The sequence below is a fragment of the Bradyrhizobium manausense genome, assembly GCF_018130615.1.
Taxonomy (GTDB): Bacteria; Pseudomonadota; Alphaproteobacteria; order Rhizobiales; family Xanthobacteraceae; genus Bradyrhizobium; species Bradyrhizobium manausense_A.
In genome coordinates, this window is the sequence record NZ_JAFCKB010000007.1 from 238,734 (window position 1) to 255,936 (window position 17,203).

A 17,203-nucleotide genomic window follows, 5' to 3' on the forward strand; every position below is an offset into this window, starting at 1 on the left:
CGATTTGGCGTAGGGGCGGGGAACGGCCCATTTGTCGGCTCAGCGGCCGTTTGCTCCGCGATATGGCAAAATCTGTGACAGGACCCCACCTGATCCCGTAAGGGTGACCACCATCTAGGTCACAGCCGAGAGGTCCAGCCATGGCAATTGACGACAAAACCAGAACGGAGCTCGAAGCGGCCGCTTTCCGGCGCTTGGTCGATCATCTGAAGACGCGGACCGACGTCCAGAACATCGACCTGATGAATCTGGCCGGCTTCTGCCGCAACTGCCTGTCCAACTGGCTCAAGGACGCCGCCGACGCGCAAGGCGTGTCCTTAAGCAAGGACGAGAGCCGGGAGGCCGTTTACGGCATGCCCTACGAGACCTGGAAGTCGAAGTACCAGGGCACGGCGACACCCGAGCAGATCGAGACTATGAAGAAGGTCCATCCCCACAGTCACTGAGGGAGGACTGCCGGGCACGCGCGCTGAGTCGCATTACACAACAGCTTTCTTGGCTCCCGCGCAGGAAGGTGTGGGCGCGCTGTGGACGAGCGCGATGCTTGCTTGAACGCAGTCCGCACGAACCCTAAGGGTTCTGCCAGCACGCGCGGTGAGGATGCCGGCGTCACCTCGTTTTGCCAGTTCCATTGGGAGTACCAAGATGGCCACCTCCGCCGCCGTCCGCGACGACGAGCCCGCGACGAAATTTGCCAAGGACCAGCTCAAATCCATCATCGAGCGCATCGAGCGGCTGGAGGAAGAGAAGAAGGCGATCTCCGACGACATCCGTGACGTCTATGCCGAGAGCAAGGGCAACGGCTACGACGTCAAGGCGCTGCGCACCATCGTGCGCCTGCGCAAGCAGGACCCCAACGAGCGTGCCGAGGCCGAGACGATTCTCGAGACCTACATGCAGGCGCTGGGGATGATCTGAGGCGTTTGTGCCTCGAACATCGCTCGGGCTACACATTGCGGCTGTTGCACTTCGTTTGTGAACGGAGACATCAGTGACTGCTCCACCGCCGCCGCGTGACGTGAACCGTGCCTTCGGCGCTCTTCCTGCGCCGATCGGCAAGCGGCTGCTTCAAGTGCGTGACCTGATCTTCGCGATCGCCGCGAAGGATGGCGAGGTCGGCCGGCTCACCGAAACGCTGAAATGGGGGGAGCCCGCTTATTTGACTGAGGAGACGGGCAGCGGCTCGACCATCCGGCTCGGCCGCCTCAAAGACTCCGACAAGGCCGCCATTTTGTTCAATTGCAAGACGACGCTGGTCGACACCTTTCGCGAGCGCTTTCCCGATGGGTTCGAATATCGGCAGACCAGGGCGCTGCTGCTGCCGGTGGCGGGCAAGCTGCCGAAGCAGGAGCTGTCAGTCTGCCTGTCGCTGGCGCTGACCTATCATCTGGACCGGCGGGCTAAGAAGGCGCGGTAGGCGATCAGCCTTAGCGCAGCGCGGCCGTGCGCACGACGAACGATGTCGTCTCCAGCTTGGTGGTGGCGCTGCCCGAGAAGCTATCGCAGGACAGGCCCTGCATCGGATCCTCGACAAAGCCCATCGCGACGACGGTCTGCGGCTTGACGAAATAGGCGCGCATCGCGGCCATGTCGAGCTCACCCATCAGCGTCACCGACATCGCGCGGCTGGCGCTCGGCGACAGCATCACGATCTTGAGCCAGATGCTCTCGCCCTTGGCGGCGGAAAGCCGGGTCGCGGTGGCGATCATGCCGTCGGTGCTCTTGCTGACGACGGTATTGATTTCCGTGGCCGGCGCGGCGTTGCGGGCTACGGGACGCACGCCGCGCGGGATCGGAGCGGAGGCGGCGACGACCTTGGCGCGATCGACCGGGGAGGCGGCCGGCGCGTAAGCCAGCGCCTGAAGGGTTGCGTTGGAGACGCTCGCGGTCGCCTGCGGCTCGGTGGCGGCGGCAAGCGCCTGGCGCGCCTTCAGCGCAGCGACCTGAGCTGGCGTCGCCTGCTGCGGCATGGCCGGTGCATCCCAGAAGCCGCGGGCATTGATGATGTCGGCGGGGGTCTCGGGCTTTCCGTCAGAAGATTTGCCGGCAGCCGGCTTGTCAGCCACGGGCGCGGGCTTCGGCTTGGGCGGCGCAACGAGTTGCGCATCGGCCGAGGCGAGCTGGATCGCGGCGGCGGCGACGGACGGCTTGGCGCGGGGCGTCGGCACCGGATCAGCCGGCTTCGCGGCCGCTGCGACGACGGTGGGCGGCCTCCCGGCCGCGGCAGGGGCGCCCTCATCATCCTCGTCGGCGCTGGCAGCCGGGGCCTGCTTGCTCTTGAACAGGGCGGCAAAGAAGCCCGGCTTGCTGGCGCCGTCGTCGCCGCCGCCCCGGCGCTCAATCTCGACCTTGGCGAGTTCATAGCCCTTCAGCGGGACGCCGTCGGTCGGCAGGTGCACGGTCTTTCCGTCCGGGAACACGCGCGCGAGCTGATCATGCGTCATGCGCGGCCAGTGCCGGATGCTGCCGGTGTCGAGATGCACGAAAGGCGAGCCGGAGGTCGGATAGAAGCCGACGCCGCCGCGCTGTAGGCGGAGGCCCGCGAAGCGGATCTGCTCCAGCGGCACGTTCGGAATGTAGAAGTCCATCGCATGGCCCAGCATGTGCTGGCTGAAGCGCGCCACGCCCGAGGAGCGGCGGCGGAGCATGGCGTTGGTGGCGGGGGAGCGATAGGACGAGATGATCTGGATCGGCTGCTTGCCGTCGACGTCGCGATAGACTTCCCAGAGGATGTCGAAGAGGTGACGATCCATCACCGTCTCGTCCTGGGTGCGCCAGTCGCGCAGGAAGTGGTTGAGCGTCTTCAGCGCGGCTTCGTCGTAGCGGCCATCGCGCTTGAAGGTGACGGTGAGGTCTTCGCCCGAATGGGTGTGGTGGAAGGAGAGCGTCTTGGTCTCGTTCAGCGCGGCAGCGTTATGGACCGAACCGGCAGCCGCGAGCAGCACCAGCGAGGCGAGGCCGATCCGAGATCCGACCTTCACTCCCGCATGGGACAACGACAGCACAGCAAATTGGCGTGCGAAACCAGCCAGCACGTATGAGCCCACCCAGTCGACGAGCGTTCAAAATGGACTCTCCCGCCAACCCCGTTTAGCGCGCGAAAGAGGATGAACGCTTTCTTAAAGCGAGAAGGTTAATTCGAGGTTGACCTTCCCGCCCCCAAACCAAGTCAGACTACAATCCTAACCGGCTGAGTGTGGCGAAAAAACGCCCGCGGCCGGAACTCGGGAGGAGAATGGTTAACGTTAAACGACCCCATCCTTGGGACGGGGTCGTTGATCTTATTGAAGAATTTGAGGGGCTGACGCCCTTGGCCGAAGCTCAGCGAGTGAACACCCGCTGCGGCGGCCGGCGGCCGACCGGAGCCGGCGGCGGGGTCGGAGCCCCGAACAGGCGCTCGAAGAAGCTCGGGCCGGACGAGCCGAAGCCGCCGCCATTGTTGGCCACTGCCACGCCGGACGGCAGGGTTGTTGCCGGGCGCGAATAGCTCGGCTGCGAGTGCGCGACGACCGCCTCGAGATCCTTGCCGCGGCCGTTCTTCAGAATGTTGATCATGGTCGCGTCGCGGCCATAGACGTCCTTGCGGAATTGCAGCTTGCCGGCGTCGTCCACGAACGCGGTCTGGTAGGTGATGTTGACCGGGATCGGCGTCGGGAATTTCAGATCGATCTCACCCGAGCCGTACATGCTGCGCACGCGCTCCGGCGTGTACTTTTCGTTCGGCATGGCGATGTTGAGCAGCACCGAGGCGTACTGGTCCGGATATTGGACGCGCATGCAGCCATGGCTGAAGGCGCGATCTTCCCTGGCGAACAGGTTCTTGTCCGGCGTGTCGTGCTGATAGACCAGGAACTTGTTCGGGAAGTTGAAGCGGATGCGGCCGAGCGCGTTGGCTTCGCCGGGCGGCTGCGAGATGTGCACCGAGCCGTCGCGATTCTGCTCGAGCTTGAGGCCCATGCGCTGAAGCACGGTCGGGTCCTGCTGCAGCGCCGGCAGATATTCGCCATAGACGATCGACGGCGGCACGTTCCAGGTCGGGTTCACCGTGATGTACTTCATCGTCTCGGTCAGCAGCGGCGTCGCGTGCTGGCCCGGCTTGCCGGTGACGACGCGGGTGGTCCAGACCTGCTGGCCGCGCTGCATCACCTTCAGAGTGTAGTCGGGAATGTTGAGAATGACATAGGCGTCGCCCAGCGAGGGCACGCCGAGGTCGCGCGGCAGCCAGCGCCAGCGCTCCATGTTCACCAGCACGGTATCGATCTGCTTGTCGCGCTTCGGACTGTTGAGCGCCTTCACGGTCGGCGCGTCGAGCACGCCGGTTGCCTTCATCTCGGCACCGTCCTGGAATTTGCGCACGGCTTCCGCGACCGTTGCGTCGTAATGGTCGTCGCTGGCGTTCTCGGTGATGCCGAGCTTGGTGCGGAGCTGCGGCACGCGCGGATCCTGCACGACGATCTCAGCCTGCTTCTTTCCCTTGGCTGGCGTGTACTTCAGTGCCGGGCCCTCGGTGATCTCGATCACCGGGCCGTCGCCCTGGCCGCGCAGCTGTGCGAGCTTTGCCTTCAGCTCCTTGTAGAGCTTCTGCGGCGGATTGTAGCTGTCGAGCGCCGCGGAGGCATCGGCTGCGCTCGTGACCTTGGTGAGCACGTCGTTCGGATCGACCGGATGCTCGGGATAGAGGATGTCGGCGCTGACCTGGGACCAGTGCATGCGGCCGCTCTGCGCCTGGCGCGCATAGTCGAACATGCCGGCGGTGAGCTTCAGCTCGGCATCGGCCAGCGCGTCGGGCGTGGTGGCGGCGGCGAAATCCGGCACCGGATAGTCGGCGGGATTGAGACCGTCGGAGGCCGCATCCTTCAGCCGCGCGATCACGCCCTTGGCCGCAGCAGTGAGGCTGCCGCCCTGGGTCCAGACCGGCGCGAAGTCACGCGCGCCATAAAACTTCTCGACGGCGGCCCGCTCGTTCTTGCGGTCGAAATGGCGCGAGGTTTTGGCGCCGATGATGTCCTTGATTTTGTCGGCGACCGGCTGGTCGGCGGCGGGGACGTTGCTCGCGGCCTTCACCGGCTCGGCGGCCGGGGTCGTGGCTGCAGCCGCAGGAGCGGCGGGAGCAGCCGCCGGTGCTACCGCTGTGTCAGTCTTGGCTGGCTCCGATTTGGCAGGTTCAGATTTCGCGGGCTCGGTCTTGGCCGTCTCGCTCTTCGGCGCGTCGGCTGTGGGCGTGGTGGCGACGTCGGACGACTTGGTCTCGACCTTGTCGGGGGCCGGAGCTGCCTCGGCCTTGACCGGCTCCTTCGCAGTTTCCTTCGGCGCGTCCTGCACCGTCGCGGTGGTGTCGAGCTTGATGTCGGATGCGGTCGGGGGCGGGACGTTCGCAGGCTCGGGGCGCGGGATCGCGGCTTCGATCGCGAGCTCGGCGGCGCTGCTGCGCGCCTGATCCTGGGCCAGGGCTGAGCCGGCCGATACCGTGAGGAAGGTCGCTGCGACCGTCATCAAGACACGGTCGAAGCCTGCACGGTGGTTCAAACAGTCACGCATTGTGTCGCACCCCTTGGGTGAACTGTCCCTCGTGGAACAGCTTTCGTTGTCGCCAAATTGAGCTTCGGCCAAACCGCGCCGGCCTCTCGGAAGTTGCACGCCTGCACGCAACGATTCATACGCCGACGATATACAGGCCCCGTTTTTGCAGCTAGCGCTACCCCGGGAAACTCACGACAAACTGACTTCAAGACAGACCGTTTGCAACGGATTGTGCGGTTTCACCGCACGCTTTTCCCAGTGTCTGTCACTTCCAAGTCACGGTTTGGCTCGCCGCCGAATTTTGCCGTAATTCAACGGCTTGCGGGCGCAAATGTCCGCTCGCGCGGACCTCCGTTCGCATGAGGTTCAGTGCGTCTCTTCACCGCTTTTCCCGCCATGGCCGGGAACCCCGGCTTCGTCGAGTTTGCGGTAGAGCGTGGACCTGCCGATCTTGAGGCGACGTGCCACCTCCGACATCTGTCCGCGGTAGTGCGAGATTGCGAAGCGGATGATCTCGCTCTCCATGTCCTCGAGCGGACGGACGTCGCCGGTGGGGGTCAACATCGAGAGGGAGCCGACCTGGGGAAGTGGCGCGATCGGTATTTCGTTACCTGATACGACCGAGGGCGCGGCGATCGGCTCGATCATGAGCGGCGCGGTCGGAATCTCCGTCGCGGTGTGCGGATGCGAGGCCACCAGCGGGAAATCGTCGAGACCGAGCTGGTCGCCCTCGCTCATCACCACCGCGCGGTACACGGCGTTTTCGAGCTGGCGGATGTTGCCGGGCCAGTCGAGCTGGGCGAGATGCGCCACGGCCTCGCCACTGACGCCGGAGATCGGGCGGTTTTCCTCGGCGGCAAAGCGCGCCAGGAAATGCCTGAGAAGGTGCGGGATGTCCTCGCGCCGGGCCCTGAGCGAAGGGATCGTCAACGGCAGCACGTGCAGGCGATAGAACAGATCTTCCCGGAAGTGACCCTGCTTGACCCGCTCCAGCAGCTTGCGATTGGTCGCGGAGATGATGCGGACGTCGACCTTCACGGGCTTGCGGCCGCCGACTGCCTCGACCGCACCTTCCTGAAGTGCGCGGAGCAGCTTGACCTGCGCGGTCAACGGCAGCTCGCTGACCTCGTCCAGAAACAGCGTGCCGCCATGGGCCTCGAGGAATTTGCCCATATGCCGTTCAGTTGCGCCGGTGAAGGCGCCTTTCTCGTGGCCGAACAGGATGGACTCGACGAGATTGTCGGGGATCGCGCCGCAATTGACCGCGACGAACGGCTTTGCCTTGCGCTCGCCGCTGCCATGGATGGCGCGCGCGAACATCTCCTTGCCGACGCCGGACTCGCCTTCGATCAGCACGGGAATCGAGGAGTTCGCCGCCTTTTGCGCGGCGCGCATCACGCCCGCCATTGCTTCGGCGCGCGTGATGATGTCGGAAAAAGTCAGCCGGCCTTCGCGGCTGTGACGGATGCGCTGCAATTCGCCTTTGAGCGCGGAGGCGTTAAGTGCGTTACGCAGGGACACCTGGAGCCGCTCCAGGCCGACCGGCTTGACCACGAAGTCGGCGGCGCCGGCGCGCATCGCCGAGATGACATTGTCGATGCCACCATGGGCGGTCTGCACGATGACAGGTACGCTAAGGCCCGCTTCGCGGATCTTCGCCAGCACGCCCATGCCATCGAGGCCGGGCATGACCAGATCGAGGATCACGCCGTCGATCGCAGGTGCGTCAGGAGCGGTGAGGGCGGCGACCGCGGCGTCGCCGGACTCGACGACGATCGTCTGATAGCCGCATTTCTGCACCATGTTCTCGACCAGGCGGCGGGCCACAGCGTCGTCATCGGCGATCAAAATACTGGCAGCCATGGTGTTCCCCGCACGCTACTACTATCTGTCTCGAATCGGGGCACTCTGGCCGAAGCCGATTAACGCACTCTTAAACCTTGATGCCCCCGCCCGCCGTCGCGCTTGTTGAACACAGGTTTCCCACACAATGAATTCGCGCTCCAAGCCCGCTCTCAAGAAGACCGCTCTCCGCAAATCAACTGTCGCCAAGAAATCCGCTGCCAAGGCAAAGCCCTCCAAGCCTTCACTGGCCAAGTCTTCACTGGCCAAGTCGTCACTGGCCAAGTCGTCGACAAAGCCTGCGAGCAAGACCGGTAAGCTTCCAGAGTGGAACCTCGCCGATCTCTATGTCGGGATCGATGCGCCGGAAGTGGCGCGCGATCTTGCAAAGATGGATGCCGATTGCGTCGCGTTCGAGGCCGACTACAAGGGCAAGCTCGCAACAGGCACAGCAAACGAAGATGGCGGAAAATGGCTCGCGGAAGCGGTGCGGCGGTATGAGGCGATCGACGATCTCGCCGGCCGTCTTGCCTCCTTTGCGGGTCTCGTTCACGCCGGCGACAGCGTTGATCCCAAGATTTCAAAGTTTTACGGCGACGTCTCCGAGCGGCTGACGGCGGCATCGACGCATCTTCTGTTCTTCGCGCTCGAGCTCAACCGTATCGATGACGATATTTTGAACCGCGCGATGCAAGCCGCCGAGCTTGCGCATTACCGTCCGTGGATCGAGGATCTGCGCAAGGAGAAGCCGTATCAGCTCGACGACAAGCTCGAGCAACTGTTCCTGGAGAAGGCTCAGACCGGCTATTCTGCCTTCAACCGTCTGTTCGACCAGACCATCTCGGGTCTTCGCTTCAAGGTGGGCTCCAAAGAACTGGCGATCGAGCCGACGTTGAATTTCCTGCAGGACCGCGACGGCGCCAAGCGAAAGGCTGCGGCGGAAGCGCTGGCAAAGACCTTCAAGGCCAATGAGCGCACCTTTGCGCTGATCACCAACACGCTCGCCAAGGACAAGGATATTTCCGACCGCTGGCGCGGCTTCCAGGACGTTGCGGATTCCCGCCACCTCAACAACCGCGTCGAGCGCGAGGTGGTGGATGCGCTGGTCGCTTCCGTGCGCGCGGCCTATCCCAAGCTGTCGCACCGCTATTACGCGCTGAAGGCGAAATGGTTCGGCAAGAAGCGGCTCGCTTATTGGGACCGCAACGCGCCGCTGCCGTTCGCGGCGACGGACGTGATCGGCTGGCCCGATGCGCGCAACATGGTGCTGACGGCCTATCGCGGTTTCTCGCCCAAGATGGCCGACATCGCCGAGCGCTTCTTCACCGACCGCTGGATCGATGCGCCGGTGCGGCCGGGCAAGGCGCCGGGCGCGTTCTCGCATCCGACCACGCCGTCGGCGCACCCCTACGTGCTGATGAATTACCAGGGCAAGCCGCGCGACGTGATGACGCTCGCGCATGAGCTCGGTCACGGTGTGCATCAGGTGCTCGCGGCGAAGAACGGCGCGCTGATGGCGCCGACGCCGCTGACGCTGGCCGAGACCGCGAGCGTGTTCGGCGAGATGCTGACTTTCAGGCGGCTCCTGGCGCAGACCAAGAGCGCAAAGCAGCGTCAGGCGCTGCTCGCCGGCAAGGTCGAGGACATGATCAATACCGTGGTGCGGCAAATCGCGTTCTATTCCTTCGAGCGCGCGGTCCACACCGAGCGCAAGAACGGCGAGCTCACCGCGACGCGCCTCGGCGAGCTCTGGCTGTCGGTGCAGGGCGAGAGCCTGGGGCCGGCGATCGAGATCAAGGCGGGCTATGAAAGCTACTGGATGTACATCCCGCACTTCATCCACTCGCCGTTCTACGTCTACGCCTATGCTTTCGGCGATTGCCTCGTGAACTCGCTCTATGCGGTCTACGAGAACGCGGCCGAAGGGTTCGCCGAGCGCTATCTCGACATGCTCGCCGCCGGCGGGACCAAGCACTATTCCGAGCTGCTGCGCCCGTTCGGGCTCGACGCCAAGGACCCGAAATTCTGGGACGGGGGGCTCAGCGTCATCGCCGGCATGATCGACGAGCTGGAGGCGATGGGCTGAGGGCGAGTGCCTGAATTTAGGGCAGGATCGGCGCGCGGGATCAGTTGAACTGTGGTTCAGCGAGGGCAATCGGGCGGCCCGGATCCGCGATAATCGGGATTCCAAATGAGCCTATTTGCTGGAAAACCGCGCCTTCGTGCCGTTGCCCTGCCCGAAGGTTTAAGGTATCCCAGCCGAAGAATTCGACTTTCGACTGGGGACAATCATGGCAGATCATAGCGAAGTTGCGTACAGCACCGCCGATGGCAACGACTACGTTGCGCACGAGCAGACCTATGAGGGCTTCATCAAGCTGGTGAAGTACGGCACGGCATCGGTCGCGCTGATCGTGATTCTGATGGCGATCTTCCTCACCTAAATCGACTTTGGCAGCTGCCCACGCTTGCGGCGGCAGCTGCCCACAAATTTTGCAAACAAGCCGGTTCTAAAGCCGGTATGCAACGCTGCGGGAGTAACGCTACTTTTTTGTGCGCGCGCTGTCCCGCGCCGCCGGAGGACCTATGAAGATCGCCGTTGCCAAGGAAATTGATCCGTCTGAACCGCGGGTCGCGGCTTCGCCCGATACGGTGAAGAAGTTTAAGGCGTTGGGCGCCGAGATCGCCGTCGAGCCGGGCGCAGGCATCAAGTCGGGCCTCCCGGATTCCGAATTCACCGCTGTGGGGGCCACTGTCAGCGCCGATGCGCTGAAGGACGCCGACATCATCATCAAGGTGAAGCGTCCCGAGGCCTCCGAGCTTGCGCAATACAAGCGCGGTGCGCTCGTCATCGCCATCATGGATCCCTATGGCAACGAAGCCGCGCTGAAGGCGATGGCCGATGCCGGCGTTTCCGCCTTCGCCATGGAATTGATGCCGCGCATCACGCGCGCACAGGTGATGGACGTGCTGTCCTCGCAGGCCAACCTCGCCGGCTACCGTGCCGTGATCGAGGGGGCCGAGGCCTTCGGCCGCGCCTTCCCGATGATGATGACCGCCGCCGGCACCGTGCCCGCTGCAAAGGTGTTCGTGATGGGTGTCGGCGTCGCCGGCCTGCAGGCGATTGCGACTGCGCGCCGCCTCGGCGCCGTCGTCACCGCGACCGACGTCCGTCCCGCCACCAAGGAGCAGGTGGAATCGCTTGGCGCAAAATTCCTCGCCGTCGAGGACGAGGAGTTCAAGAACGCACAGACCGCCGGCGGCTACGCCAAGGAAATGTCGAAAGAGTATCAGGCCAAGCAGGCCGCGCTCACCGCCGAGCACATCAAGAAGCAGGACATCGTCATCACCACCGCGCTGATTCCGGGTCGGCCCGCGCCGAAGCTCGTCTCCGGCGAGATGGTCAAGTCGATGAAGCCGGGGTCGGTGCTGGTCGATCTTGCCGTCGAGCGCGGCGGCAATGTCGAGGGCGCCAAGGCCGGCGAGGTCGTCGATCTCGATGGCATCAAGATCGTCGGTTACACCAACGTCGCCGGCCGCGTCGCGGCCTCGGCGTCCAGCCTCTACGCACGCAATCTGTTCTCCTTCATCGAGACCATGGTCGACAAGAAAGAGAAGAAGCTTGCCGTCGACTGGGACGACGAGCTCGTCAAGGCCACCGCACTGACCAAGGACGGCGCCGTGATCCACCCGAACTTCCAGCCGAAGGTTTAAGGAGAGCCGTCATGGAGCATGCTGCACAGGTCGTCGACCCCTTCATCTTCCGGCTGTCGATTTTCGTTCTCGCCGTCTTCGTCGGCTATTTCGTGGTGTGGTCGGTGACCCCGGCACTGCACACGCCGCTGATGAGCGTCACCAACGCGATCTCCTCGGTGATCGTGGTCGGCGCGCTGCTTGCCGGCGGCGTTGCCAACGTCTCGAGCGGTTCGGGCTGGGCGCGTGCCTTTGGCTTCGTCGCGCTGATTTTTGCCTGCATCAACATTTTCGGCGGCTTCCTTGTCACCCAGCGCATGCTGGCGATGTACAAGAAGAAGTCGAAGTAAGCGGCCACCTCGGGCTGATGGGATCAATGGGGACCTGAGATGAGCGCTAATCTCTCTGCATTCTTGTATCTCGTGGCGGGGGTGCTGTTCATCCTGTCGCTGCGCGGACTTTCGAGCCCGGCGTCGTCGCGCCAGGGCAATCTGTTCGGCATGATCGGTATGGCGATTGCGGTCGCCACCACGCTGGCCAATCATCCGCCAGCCGACGGTCTCGCCTGGGTGCTGGTGATTGTCGGTATCGCCATCGGTGGTGCGATCGGTGCGGTAATCGCGCGCCGCGTGCCGATGACCTCGATGCCGGAACTGGTCGCTGCCTTCCATTCGCTGGTCGGTATGGCCGCGGTGCTGGTCGCCGCCGGCGCGTTCTACGCGCCCGAGGCGTTCGACATCGGCACTCCCGGCAACATTCATGCGCAGAGCCTGGTCGAAATGTCGCTCGGCGTCGCCATCGGCGCGCTGACCTTCACCGGCTCGGTGATCGCGTTCCTGAAGCTGTCCGCGCGGATGAGCGGTGCACCGATCATCCTGCCGTTCCGTCACATCATCAACATCGGTCTCGCGATCGCGCTCGTCGTTTTCATCGTCGGGCTGGTGATGTCGGGCAGTGCCTTCGACTTCTGGATGATCGTCATCCTGGCGCTGGCGCTCGGCGTGCTCATGATCATCCCGATCGGCGGCGCCGACATGCCGGTCGTGATCTCGATGCTGAACTCCTACTCGGGTTGGGCCGCGGCAGGCATCGGCTTCACGCTCGGCAATTCCGCGCTGATCATCACCGGCGCACTGGTCGGCTCGTCGGGCGCGATCCTGTCCTACATCATGTGCCACGCGATGAACCGCTCCTTCGTCTCGGTCATCCTCGGCGGCTTCGGCGGCGAGACCGCGGCGGCCGGCGGCGGAGCCGGCGGCGAGCAGAAGCCCGCCAAGCTCGGCTCGGCGGATGACGCGGCCTTCATCATGAAGAACGCCTCGAAGGTCATCATCGTGCCCGGCTACGGCATGGCGGTGGCGCAGGCCCAGCATGCGCTGCGCGAAATGGGCGACATCCTGAAGAAGGAAGGCGTCGAGGTGAAGTACGCGATTCACCCGGTTGCGGGCCGCATGCCCGGCCACATGAACGTGCTGCTGGCCGAGGCCAACGTGCCCTACGACGAGGTGTTCGAGCTCGAGGACATCAACTCCGAATTCGCGCAGGCCGACATCGCCTTCGTGATCGGCGCCAACGACGTCACCAACCCGGCGGCCGAAGAGGACAAGACCTCGCCAATCTACGGCATGCCGGTCCTCCAGGTCTGGAAGGCCGGCACGGTGATGTTCATCAAGCGGTCGCTGGCGTCTGGCTATGCCGGTATCGACAACCCGCTGTTCTACCGCGACAACACCATGATGCTGCTCGGCGACGCCAAGAAGGTCACCGAGAATATCGTCAAGGCGATGTAACGCGAGGGGACGCGGACCGTGGCCCTGAACAGGGAGTGGCACCGGTCCCATCGCATGCCGACGAAGGCGACGCGCGAGCAGCGTGTCGCCTGGCACGCGGCCCATGCCGCGGCGGGCGGCTGCCGCGAGATCCCTCTGAGTATCCGCGCCGACGTCCTCGAACTGCTCGAGAGCCGCGCCAAGCCCTGAACTCCGGAATGAGGGGGCCGCGATGACGTTGCTCAAATGGATCGCCATCATCCTCGCAGCCGGCTATTGCGCCGGCCTCGTCCTGCTGTTCGCGAAACAGCGCACCATGCTGTTTCCGATCCCGACCACCGAGCGCACCACACCTGCCGCCGCTGGATTTCCGGACGCGGAGGAACACATCCTGACCACGTCCGACGGCGAGAAGGTCATCGTCTGGCACATGCCGCCAAAGCCCGGCCATGCCGTGGTCCTGTTCTTCCACGGCAACGGCGATTTTCTCGCCGGCCTCGCCGGGCGCTTCAAGGCGATCACCGCCGACGGCACCGGTCTGGTCGCGCTGTCCTATCGCGGCTATGCGGGATCCAGCGGGGCGCCGAGCGAAGACGGCCTGCTGCGCGACGGGGCGGCGGCGTATTCGTTCGCGACGGCGCGCTATGACGCGCAGCGCATCGTCGCCTGGGGATTCTCGCTCGGGACCGGCGTTGCCGTTGCGATCGCGTCCGAACATCCCATCCGAAGGCTGATCCTCGAGGCGCCCTATACGTCGATCGCCGACGTCGCGGCCGCGCAATTCCGCTTCGTCCCGGTCCGCCTCTTGATCCGGGATCCGCTTCACTCCGACCAGCGCATCGCACGCGTCACAGTGCCGCTGCTGATCGTCCATGGTGCGCAGGATCAGACCATCCCGATCGCCTTCGGCGAGAAGCTGTTCGCACTGGCGCAAGAACCAAAGCAGTTCGTTAGGATCCCTGCGGGCGGGCATGACGATCTCGGCAATTTCGGCATCGTCGAGATCGCGCGGGGTTTCATCAACGGTTCCTGAGGGCTGACGGGCGCGATCTTCTCGCGCATAATCGGTCCGTCTAACGAAGGAATCGCCTGCATGAGTGCGCACGGACCGATGCCGCGGTCGTCCTGGATCTTTCCCGCCCTGGCGGTGCTGCTGTTCCTGATTGTCACCGTGACGGGCTACGGTTTCACCCTGTCGGCCGGCGGCGGTGTGTTCGCGGTCGTGCTGCTGGTGATTTTGTTCGGAACCGTGTTCGCGGCCGTGCATCATTCCGAGGTGATCGCGGAGCGGATCGGCGAGCCGTTCGGCACGCTGCTGCTCACGCTTGCGGTGACCATCATCGAGGTCGCGCTGATCACCACGATCATGCTGGGCGACAAGCCCGCGCCGACGCTCGCCCGCGACACCGTTTTCGCGGTGGTGATGATCGTCTGCAACGGCCTCGTCGGCCTTTGCGTCTTCATCGGCGGACTTCGCTACCGTGAGCAGGGTTTTCAGGTCTCCGGCGCCAACGTCTATCTCAGCGTGCTGATTGCACTCGCGACGCTCACGCTGATCATGCCCAACTACACGCTGACCACGCCGGGCCCGATCTATTCGACGCTCCAGCTCGGCTTCGTCGACCTCGTGACCATCGTGCTCTATGGCGTGTTCCTCTATACCCAGATCGTCCTGCACAAGGACTACTTCGTTCACGAGCGAACGGACGGCGAGGGCGGGGAGACGCATTTGTCAGGCAAGATGCTGGCCCTGAGCATCGCGCTGCTCCTGATCTCGCTTCTGGCCGTCGTTCTTCTCGCCAAGAAATTCTCGCTGGTGGTGGACGCCGTCGCCGACAGGATCGGCGCCCCGCCGGCGTTCGCCGGCCTCCTGGTCGCGCTGCTGATCCTGATGCCGGAAGGCGTCTCCGCGGTCACCGCGGCCCGTAAGAATGATCTCCAAAAGAGCATCAATTTGGCGCTCGGGTCTTCCCTGGCCACCATCGGCCTCACCATTCCGGCGGTCGGGCTCGCCACCTACGTCATCGAGCAGCCGCTGGTGCTGGGCCTCAATCCCCAGAACACGGCCCTGCTGTTCCTGACATTCTTGCTGAGCATGCTGACCTTCGGCACGGGCAGGACCAACGTCCTGTTCGGCCTGGTCCATATGGTGGTATTTGCCGTCTACGTGTTCATGGTGTTCGTGCCCTGAACCGATTCTCCAGGAGAGTTCCGATGCTTGCCGCCAAGTCCGAGGTTCAGGTCGACAATGACGAGGTCCGGGTGACCGAATGGCAGCTTGCGTCGGGCAGCGCGACCGGGCATCACACCCACGGAATGGATTACGTGATCGTTCCCGTCGTCGCTGGCGAAATGACCATCGTGGCGCCCGATGGCGGGCGTTCCAAGGCACAGCTCGCGGCCGGAAAATCCTACTTCCGCAAAGCCGGCGTCCAACACGACGTACTTAACGAAACCTCAACCGAGATCGTGTTCCTTGAGATTGAGCTGAAGCCGTAAGGCACGCGTAAACTTTGCCATCGATCCGTCGCAGTTGATCCCTTACAATGCCCCAAAGTTCCCGCATCAGAACGCGCGGGGAGTGGCCGAGAAATGCTGAAATACCTCGCTAAAATCTCGATGGATATTTTCCCCTCGGTGCTCGCGACGATCATCGGGGCTTACATCGTTAACCACTACATCAACGCCAGGCCGGCGGCGGATACCCCCGCCGCGGTGGTGACGCCTGCCGATGCCGGCAAGAACGGCAAGCCCGCCGACGTGGCCAACCTCCCGGCCCCCGGCGTCAAGGCCAAGGGCGTCCCCGAGAAGAGCATTTCCGAGAAGGCCGCGTCGGACAAGCCGGCTGCCGAGACGAAGCCTGCCGAGACCAAGGCCGCGGACGTCGCTCCCGGCGAGGCATCGCGCGGCCGTACTCCGGCGCATGAGAAGGCGGCCGCGAAGTCCTCCTCGGTCGCGTCCACTCCGGCTGCGCCCGCCGCGGCGCCGGTGGTTGAGGCCAGTTCAGCGCCGGCTGCGGCTTCCCCAGCCGCGACTCCCGACGCCAACGATCTGGCGCGAGCCGCCATCGAGCGCCTGCGCAAGTCGCCTGAGGGCAAAGCCGCTGAGAAGGCAGCCGAGGCCAAATCGACCGAGGTCAAGCCTGCCGAGGCCAAAGCGGCCGAGAGGACGCCGGACCAGCCGGCGGTTCAGGAAGCCTCCCGTGTTCCGGAGGCTCCCCGTGTCGTGACTGCGGTGCCGTCGACGGTGCGCCCGTTGCCGCCGCCGATCAATGTGTCGACGCCGTCGCCCGAGGCCTACGGCAATGGTGGCCCGTCGCAGGCGAATCCCCCCTATACGGCCTCGATCGGCAATGACAATCCGAATCGGCTGACGCCGCCCGCCGACATTCCGGTGCCGGTGATCGCGCCGCCGCTCGATCTGCGCGCCGACGCTGGTGCGGCCGCGCCGCGACCCAAGACCAATGTCGCCGACGATATGCTGTCGGGCATGAAGTCGATGTTCCACGCGGTTCTGCCGAAGGGCGCCACCCCCGATTAACCAGGATGGCGCCTGCGCTGTCCGATAACTTTCAGCCGCCGACGCGGGCCAAGCCGCTGCGGGCGGCGTCATCGCGTGGGCGCAATGCGACGGCCTTGTTGTAGGACGCAGCCGCCTTGGTCTTGTCGCCGAGCCGCTCATAGACCTGCCCGCGCGTCGTCCAGACCTGGGCGTTGTGCGGATCGGCCTCGGACGCCTCATCGAGGTCGGCTGCTGCCTCCTTGACCTTGCCGATGGCGAGATAGCTGACAGCGCGGCCGAGCAGTGGCTCGGCCTTCTGCGGATTGAGTCCGCTCGCAGCACCGAAATCGGCAATCGCGAAGTCGTGCTCGTTGTTGCCCTGGTAGAGGAGGGCGCGGCCGTAGAGAGCCTGTGCGTTGTAGGGATCGAGCGCGACGGCGCGATTGAATTCGTCCAGCGCTGCCTGCGTCTCGCCCGACTTGGCGAGTGCCTGGGCCTTTGCGGTGTGGGTCTGGGCCTCGGCGACGTTGGCGGCACTCACGGCGCTATCCGGGGCGGCCGCCGCCTTGGGCGTTTCCTGCGGCTTGTCCTTTTCCGGTGTCAGCGAGCCCAGATCGAAGGAGCATCCGCACAGCGCGATCCCCACCAAGGTCAGCGCGAGCGGTTGGCGCCAGATCTGGCGTAGCCGCGCCAAGCCGGGCTCAGGGATAGGGGAGGCCATCTACGGTTCGCTCGCGCTAGAGCATGATCCGGAAAACTGTGCAGCGGTTTTCCCTCGCGACAAACGCGGAATGCGTTTGCGCGGAGACCATGCTCAAACAACAAAGCTAAGGCGCGATGATGAATCTCAGTCTCATCGCGCTTTAGCGCCGCATCGG

17 protein-coding genes are annotated in these 17,203 nt (G+C 64.4%); 13 read left to right on the forward strand and 4 right to left on the reverse strand.

Annotation, left to right across the window (positions count from 1 at the left end):
• Positions 1–140: 140 nt before the first annotated feature.
• The 3 genes from JQ587_RS16270 (at position 141) to JQ587_RS16280 (ending at position 1,417) form a co-directional block, all read left to right on the forward strand.
• Complete coding sequence (locus tag JQ587_RS16270) at positions 141–446, forward strand: DUF1244 domain-containing protein (protein ID WP_212425937.1); 306 nt, start codon at positions 141–143, stop codon at positions 444–446.
• A 199-nt stretch (positions 447–645) separates the two neighbouring features.
• A complete protein-coding gene (locus JQ587_RS16275) occupies positions 646–918 on the forward strand; it encodes a DUF2312 domain-containing protein (protein ID WP_008546273.1) in 273 nt (90 codons plus the stop codon).
• Between the two features lie 73 nt (positions 919–991).
• Positions 992–1,417, forward strand: a complete 426-nt coding sequence (locus JQ587_RS16280) for a DUF1801 domain-containing protein (protein WP_212298222.1) — start codon at positions 992–994, stop codon at positions 1,415–1,417.
• A gap of 10 nt (positions 1,418–1,427) precedes the next feature.
• Here JQ587_RS16280 and JQ587_RS16285 read toward each other — a convergent pair whose 3' ends face one another.
• The 3 genes from JQ587_RS16285 to JQ587_RS16295 all read right to left on the reverse strand — a co-directional run bounded on the left by JQ587_RS16285 (position 1,428) and on the right by JQ587_RS16295 (position 7,383).
• Entirely contained in the window at positions 1,428–3,047 is a 1,620-nt protein-coding gene (locus JQ587_RS16285; protein WP_212425938.1) for a peptidoglycan L,D-endopeptidase MepK, read from the reverse strand.
• A gap of 274 nt (positions 3,048–3,321) precedes the next feature.
• Positions 3,322–5,538, reverse strand: coding sequence for a L,D-transpeptidase family protein (locus JQ587_RS16290; RefSeq protein WP_212425939.1), 2,217 nt, complete (start codon positions 5,536–5,538; stop codon positions 3,322–3,324).
• 348 nt (positions 5,539–5,886) lie between these two features.
• Entirely contained in the window at positions 5,887–7,383 is a 1,497-nt protein-coding gene (locus tag JQ587_RS16295; protein ID WP_212425940.1) for a sigma-54-dependent transcriptional regulator, read from the reverse strand.
• A gap of 127 nt (positions 7,384–7,510) precedes the next feature.
• On the opposite strand from JQ587_RS16295, the gene JQ587_RS16300 reads away from it, so the two are divergent.
• The 10 genes from JQ587_RS16300 (at position 7,511) to JQ587_RS16345 (ending at position 16,364) form a co-directional block, all read left to right on the forward strand.
• Positions 7,511–9,448 carry a M3 family oligoendopeptidase gene (locus JQ587_RS16300; protein WP_212425941.1) on the forward strand — a complete coding sequence of 646 codons (1,938 nt, stop codon included), beginning with the start codon at positions 7,511–7,513 and terminating at the stop codon, positions 9,446–9,448.
• Positions 9,449–9,653: 205 nt separating this feature from the next.
• On the forward strand, positions 9,654–9,806 hold the full coding sequence (locus JQ587_RS16305) for an aa3-type cytochrome c oxidase subunit IV (RefSeq protein WP_018317799.1): 153 nt from the start codon (positions 9,654–9,656) through the stop codon (positions 9,804–9,806).
• 142 nt (positions 9,807–9,948) lie between these two features.
• Positions 9,949–11,076: a Re/Si-specific NAD(P)(+) transhydrogenase subunit alpha gene (locus JQ587_RS16310; protein ID WP_212425942.1), complete on the forward strand. Its 1,128-nt coding sequence runs from the start codon at positions 9,949–9,951 to the stop codon at positions 11,074–11,076.
• Positions 11,077–11,087: 11 nt separating this feature from the next.
• Positions 11,088–11,405: a proton-translocating transhydrogenase family protein gene (locus JQ587_RS16315; RefSeq protein WP_014492434.1), complete on the forward strand. Its 318-nt coding sequence runs from the start codon at positions 11,088–11,090 to the stop codon at positions 11,403–11,405.
• A 39-nt stretch (positions 11,406–11,444) separates the two neighbouring features.
• Positions 11,445–12,845 (forward strand): NAD(P)(+) transhydrogenase (Re/Si-specific) subunit beta, encoded by a 1,401-nt coding sequence (locus JQ587_RS16320; RefSeq protein WP_212425943.1) that lies wholly within the window; start codon positions 11,445–11,447, stop codon positions 12,843–12,845.
• A gap of 18 nt (positions 12,846–12,863) precedes the next feature.
• Positions 12,864–13,034: a hypothetical protein gene (locus JQ587_RS16325; protein ID WP_212425944.1), complete on the forward strand. Its 171-nt coding sequence runs from the start codon at positions 12,864–12,866 to the stop codon at positions 13,032–13,034.
• A 22-nt stretch (positions 13,035–13,056) separates the two neighbouring features.
• Positions 13,057–13,857: an alpha/beta hydrolase gene (locus JQ587_RS16330; protein WP_212425945.1), complete on the forward strand. Its 801-nt coding sequence runs from the start codon at positions 13,057–13,059 to the stop codon at positions 13,855–13,857.
• Between the two features lie 60 nt (positions 13,858–13,917).
• Positions 13,918–15,015: a calcium:cation antiporter gene (locus JQ587_RS16335; protein WP_212298214.1), complete on the forward strand. Its 1,098-nt coding sequence runs from the start codon at positions 13,918–13,920 to the stop codon at positions 15,013–15,015.
• A 23-nt stretch (positions 15,016–15,038) separates the two neighbouring features.
• Complete coding sequence (locus JQ587_RS16340) at positions 15,039–15,323, forward strand: cupin domain-containing protein (protein WP_212425946.1); 285 nt, start codon at positions 15,039–15,041, stop codon at positions 15,321–15,323.
• Between the two features lie 93 nt (positions 15,324–15,416).
• Positions 15,417–16,364 carry a hypothetical protein gene (locus JQ587_RS16345; RefSeq protein ID WP_212425947.1) on the forward strand — a complete coding sequence of 316 codons (948 nt, stop codon included), beginning with the start codon at positions 15,417–15,419 and terminating at the stop codon, positions 16,362–16,364.
• A gap of 31 nt (positions 16,365–16,395) precedes the next feature.
• Here JQ587_RS16345 and JQ587_RS16350 read toward each other — a convergent pair whose 3' ends face one another.
• A complete protein-coding gene (locus JQ587_RS16350; protein ID WP_212298211.1) occupies positions 16,396–17,046 on the reverse strand; it encodes a tetratricopeptide repeat protein in 651 nt (216 codons plus the stop codon).
• Between the last annotated feature and the right edge of the window lie 157 nt (positions 17,047–17,203).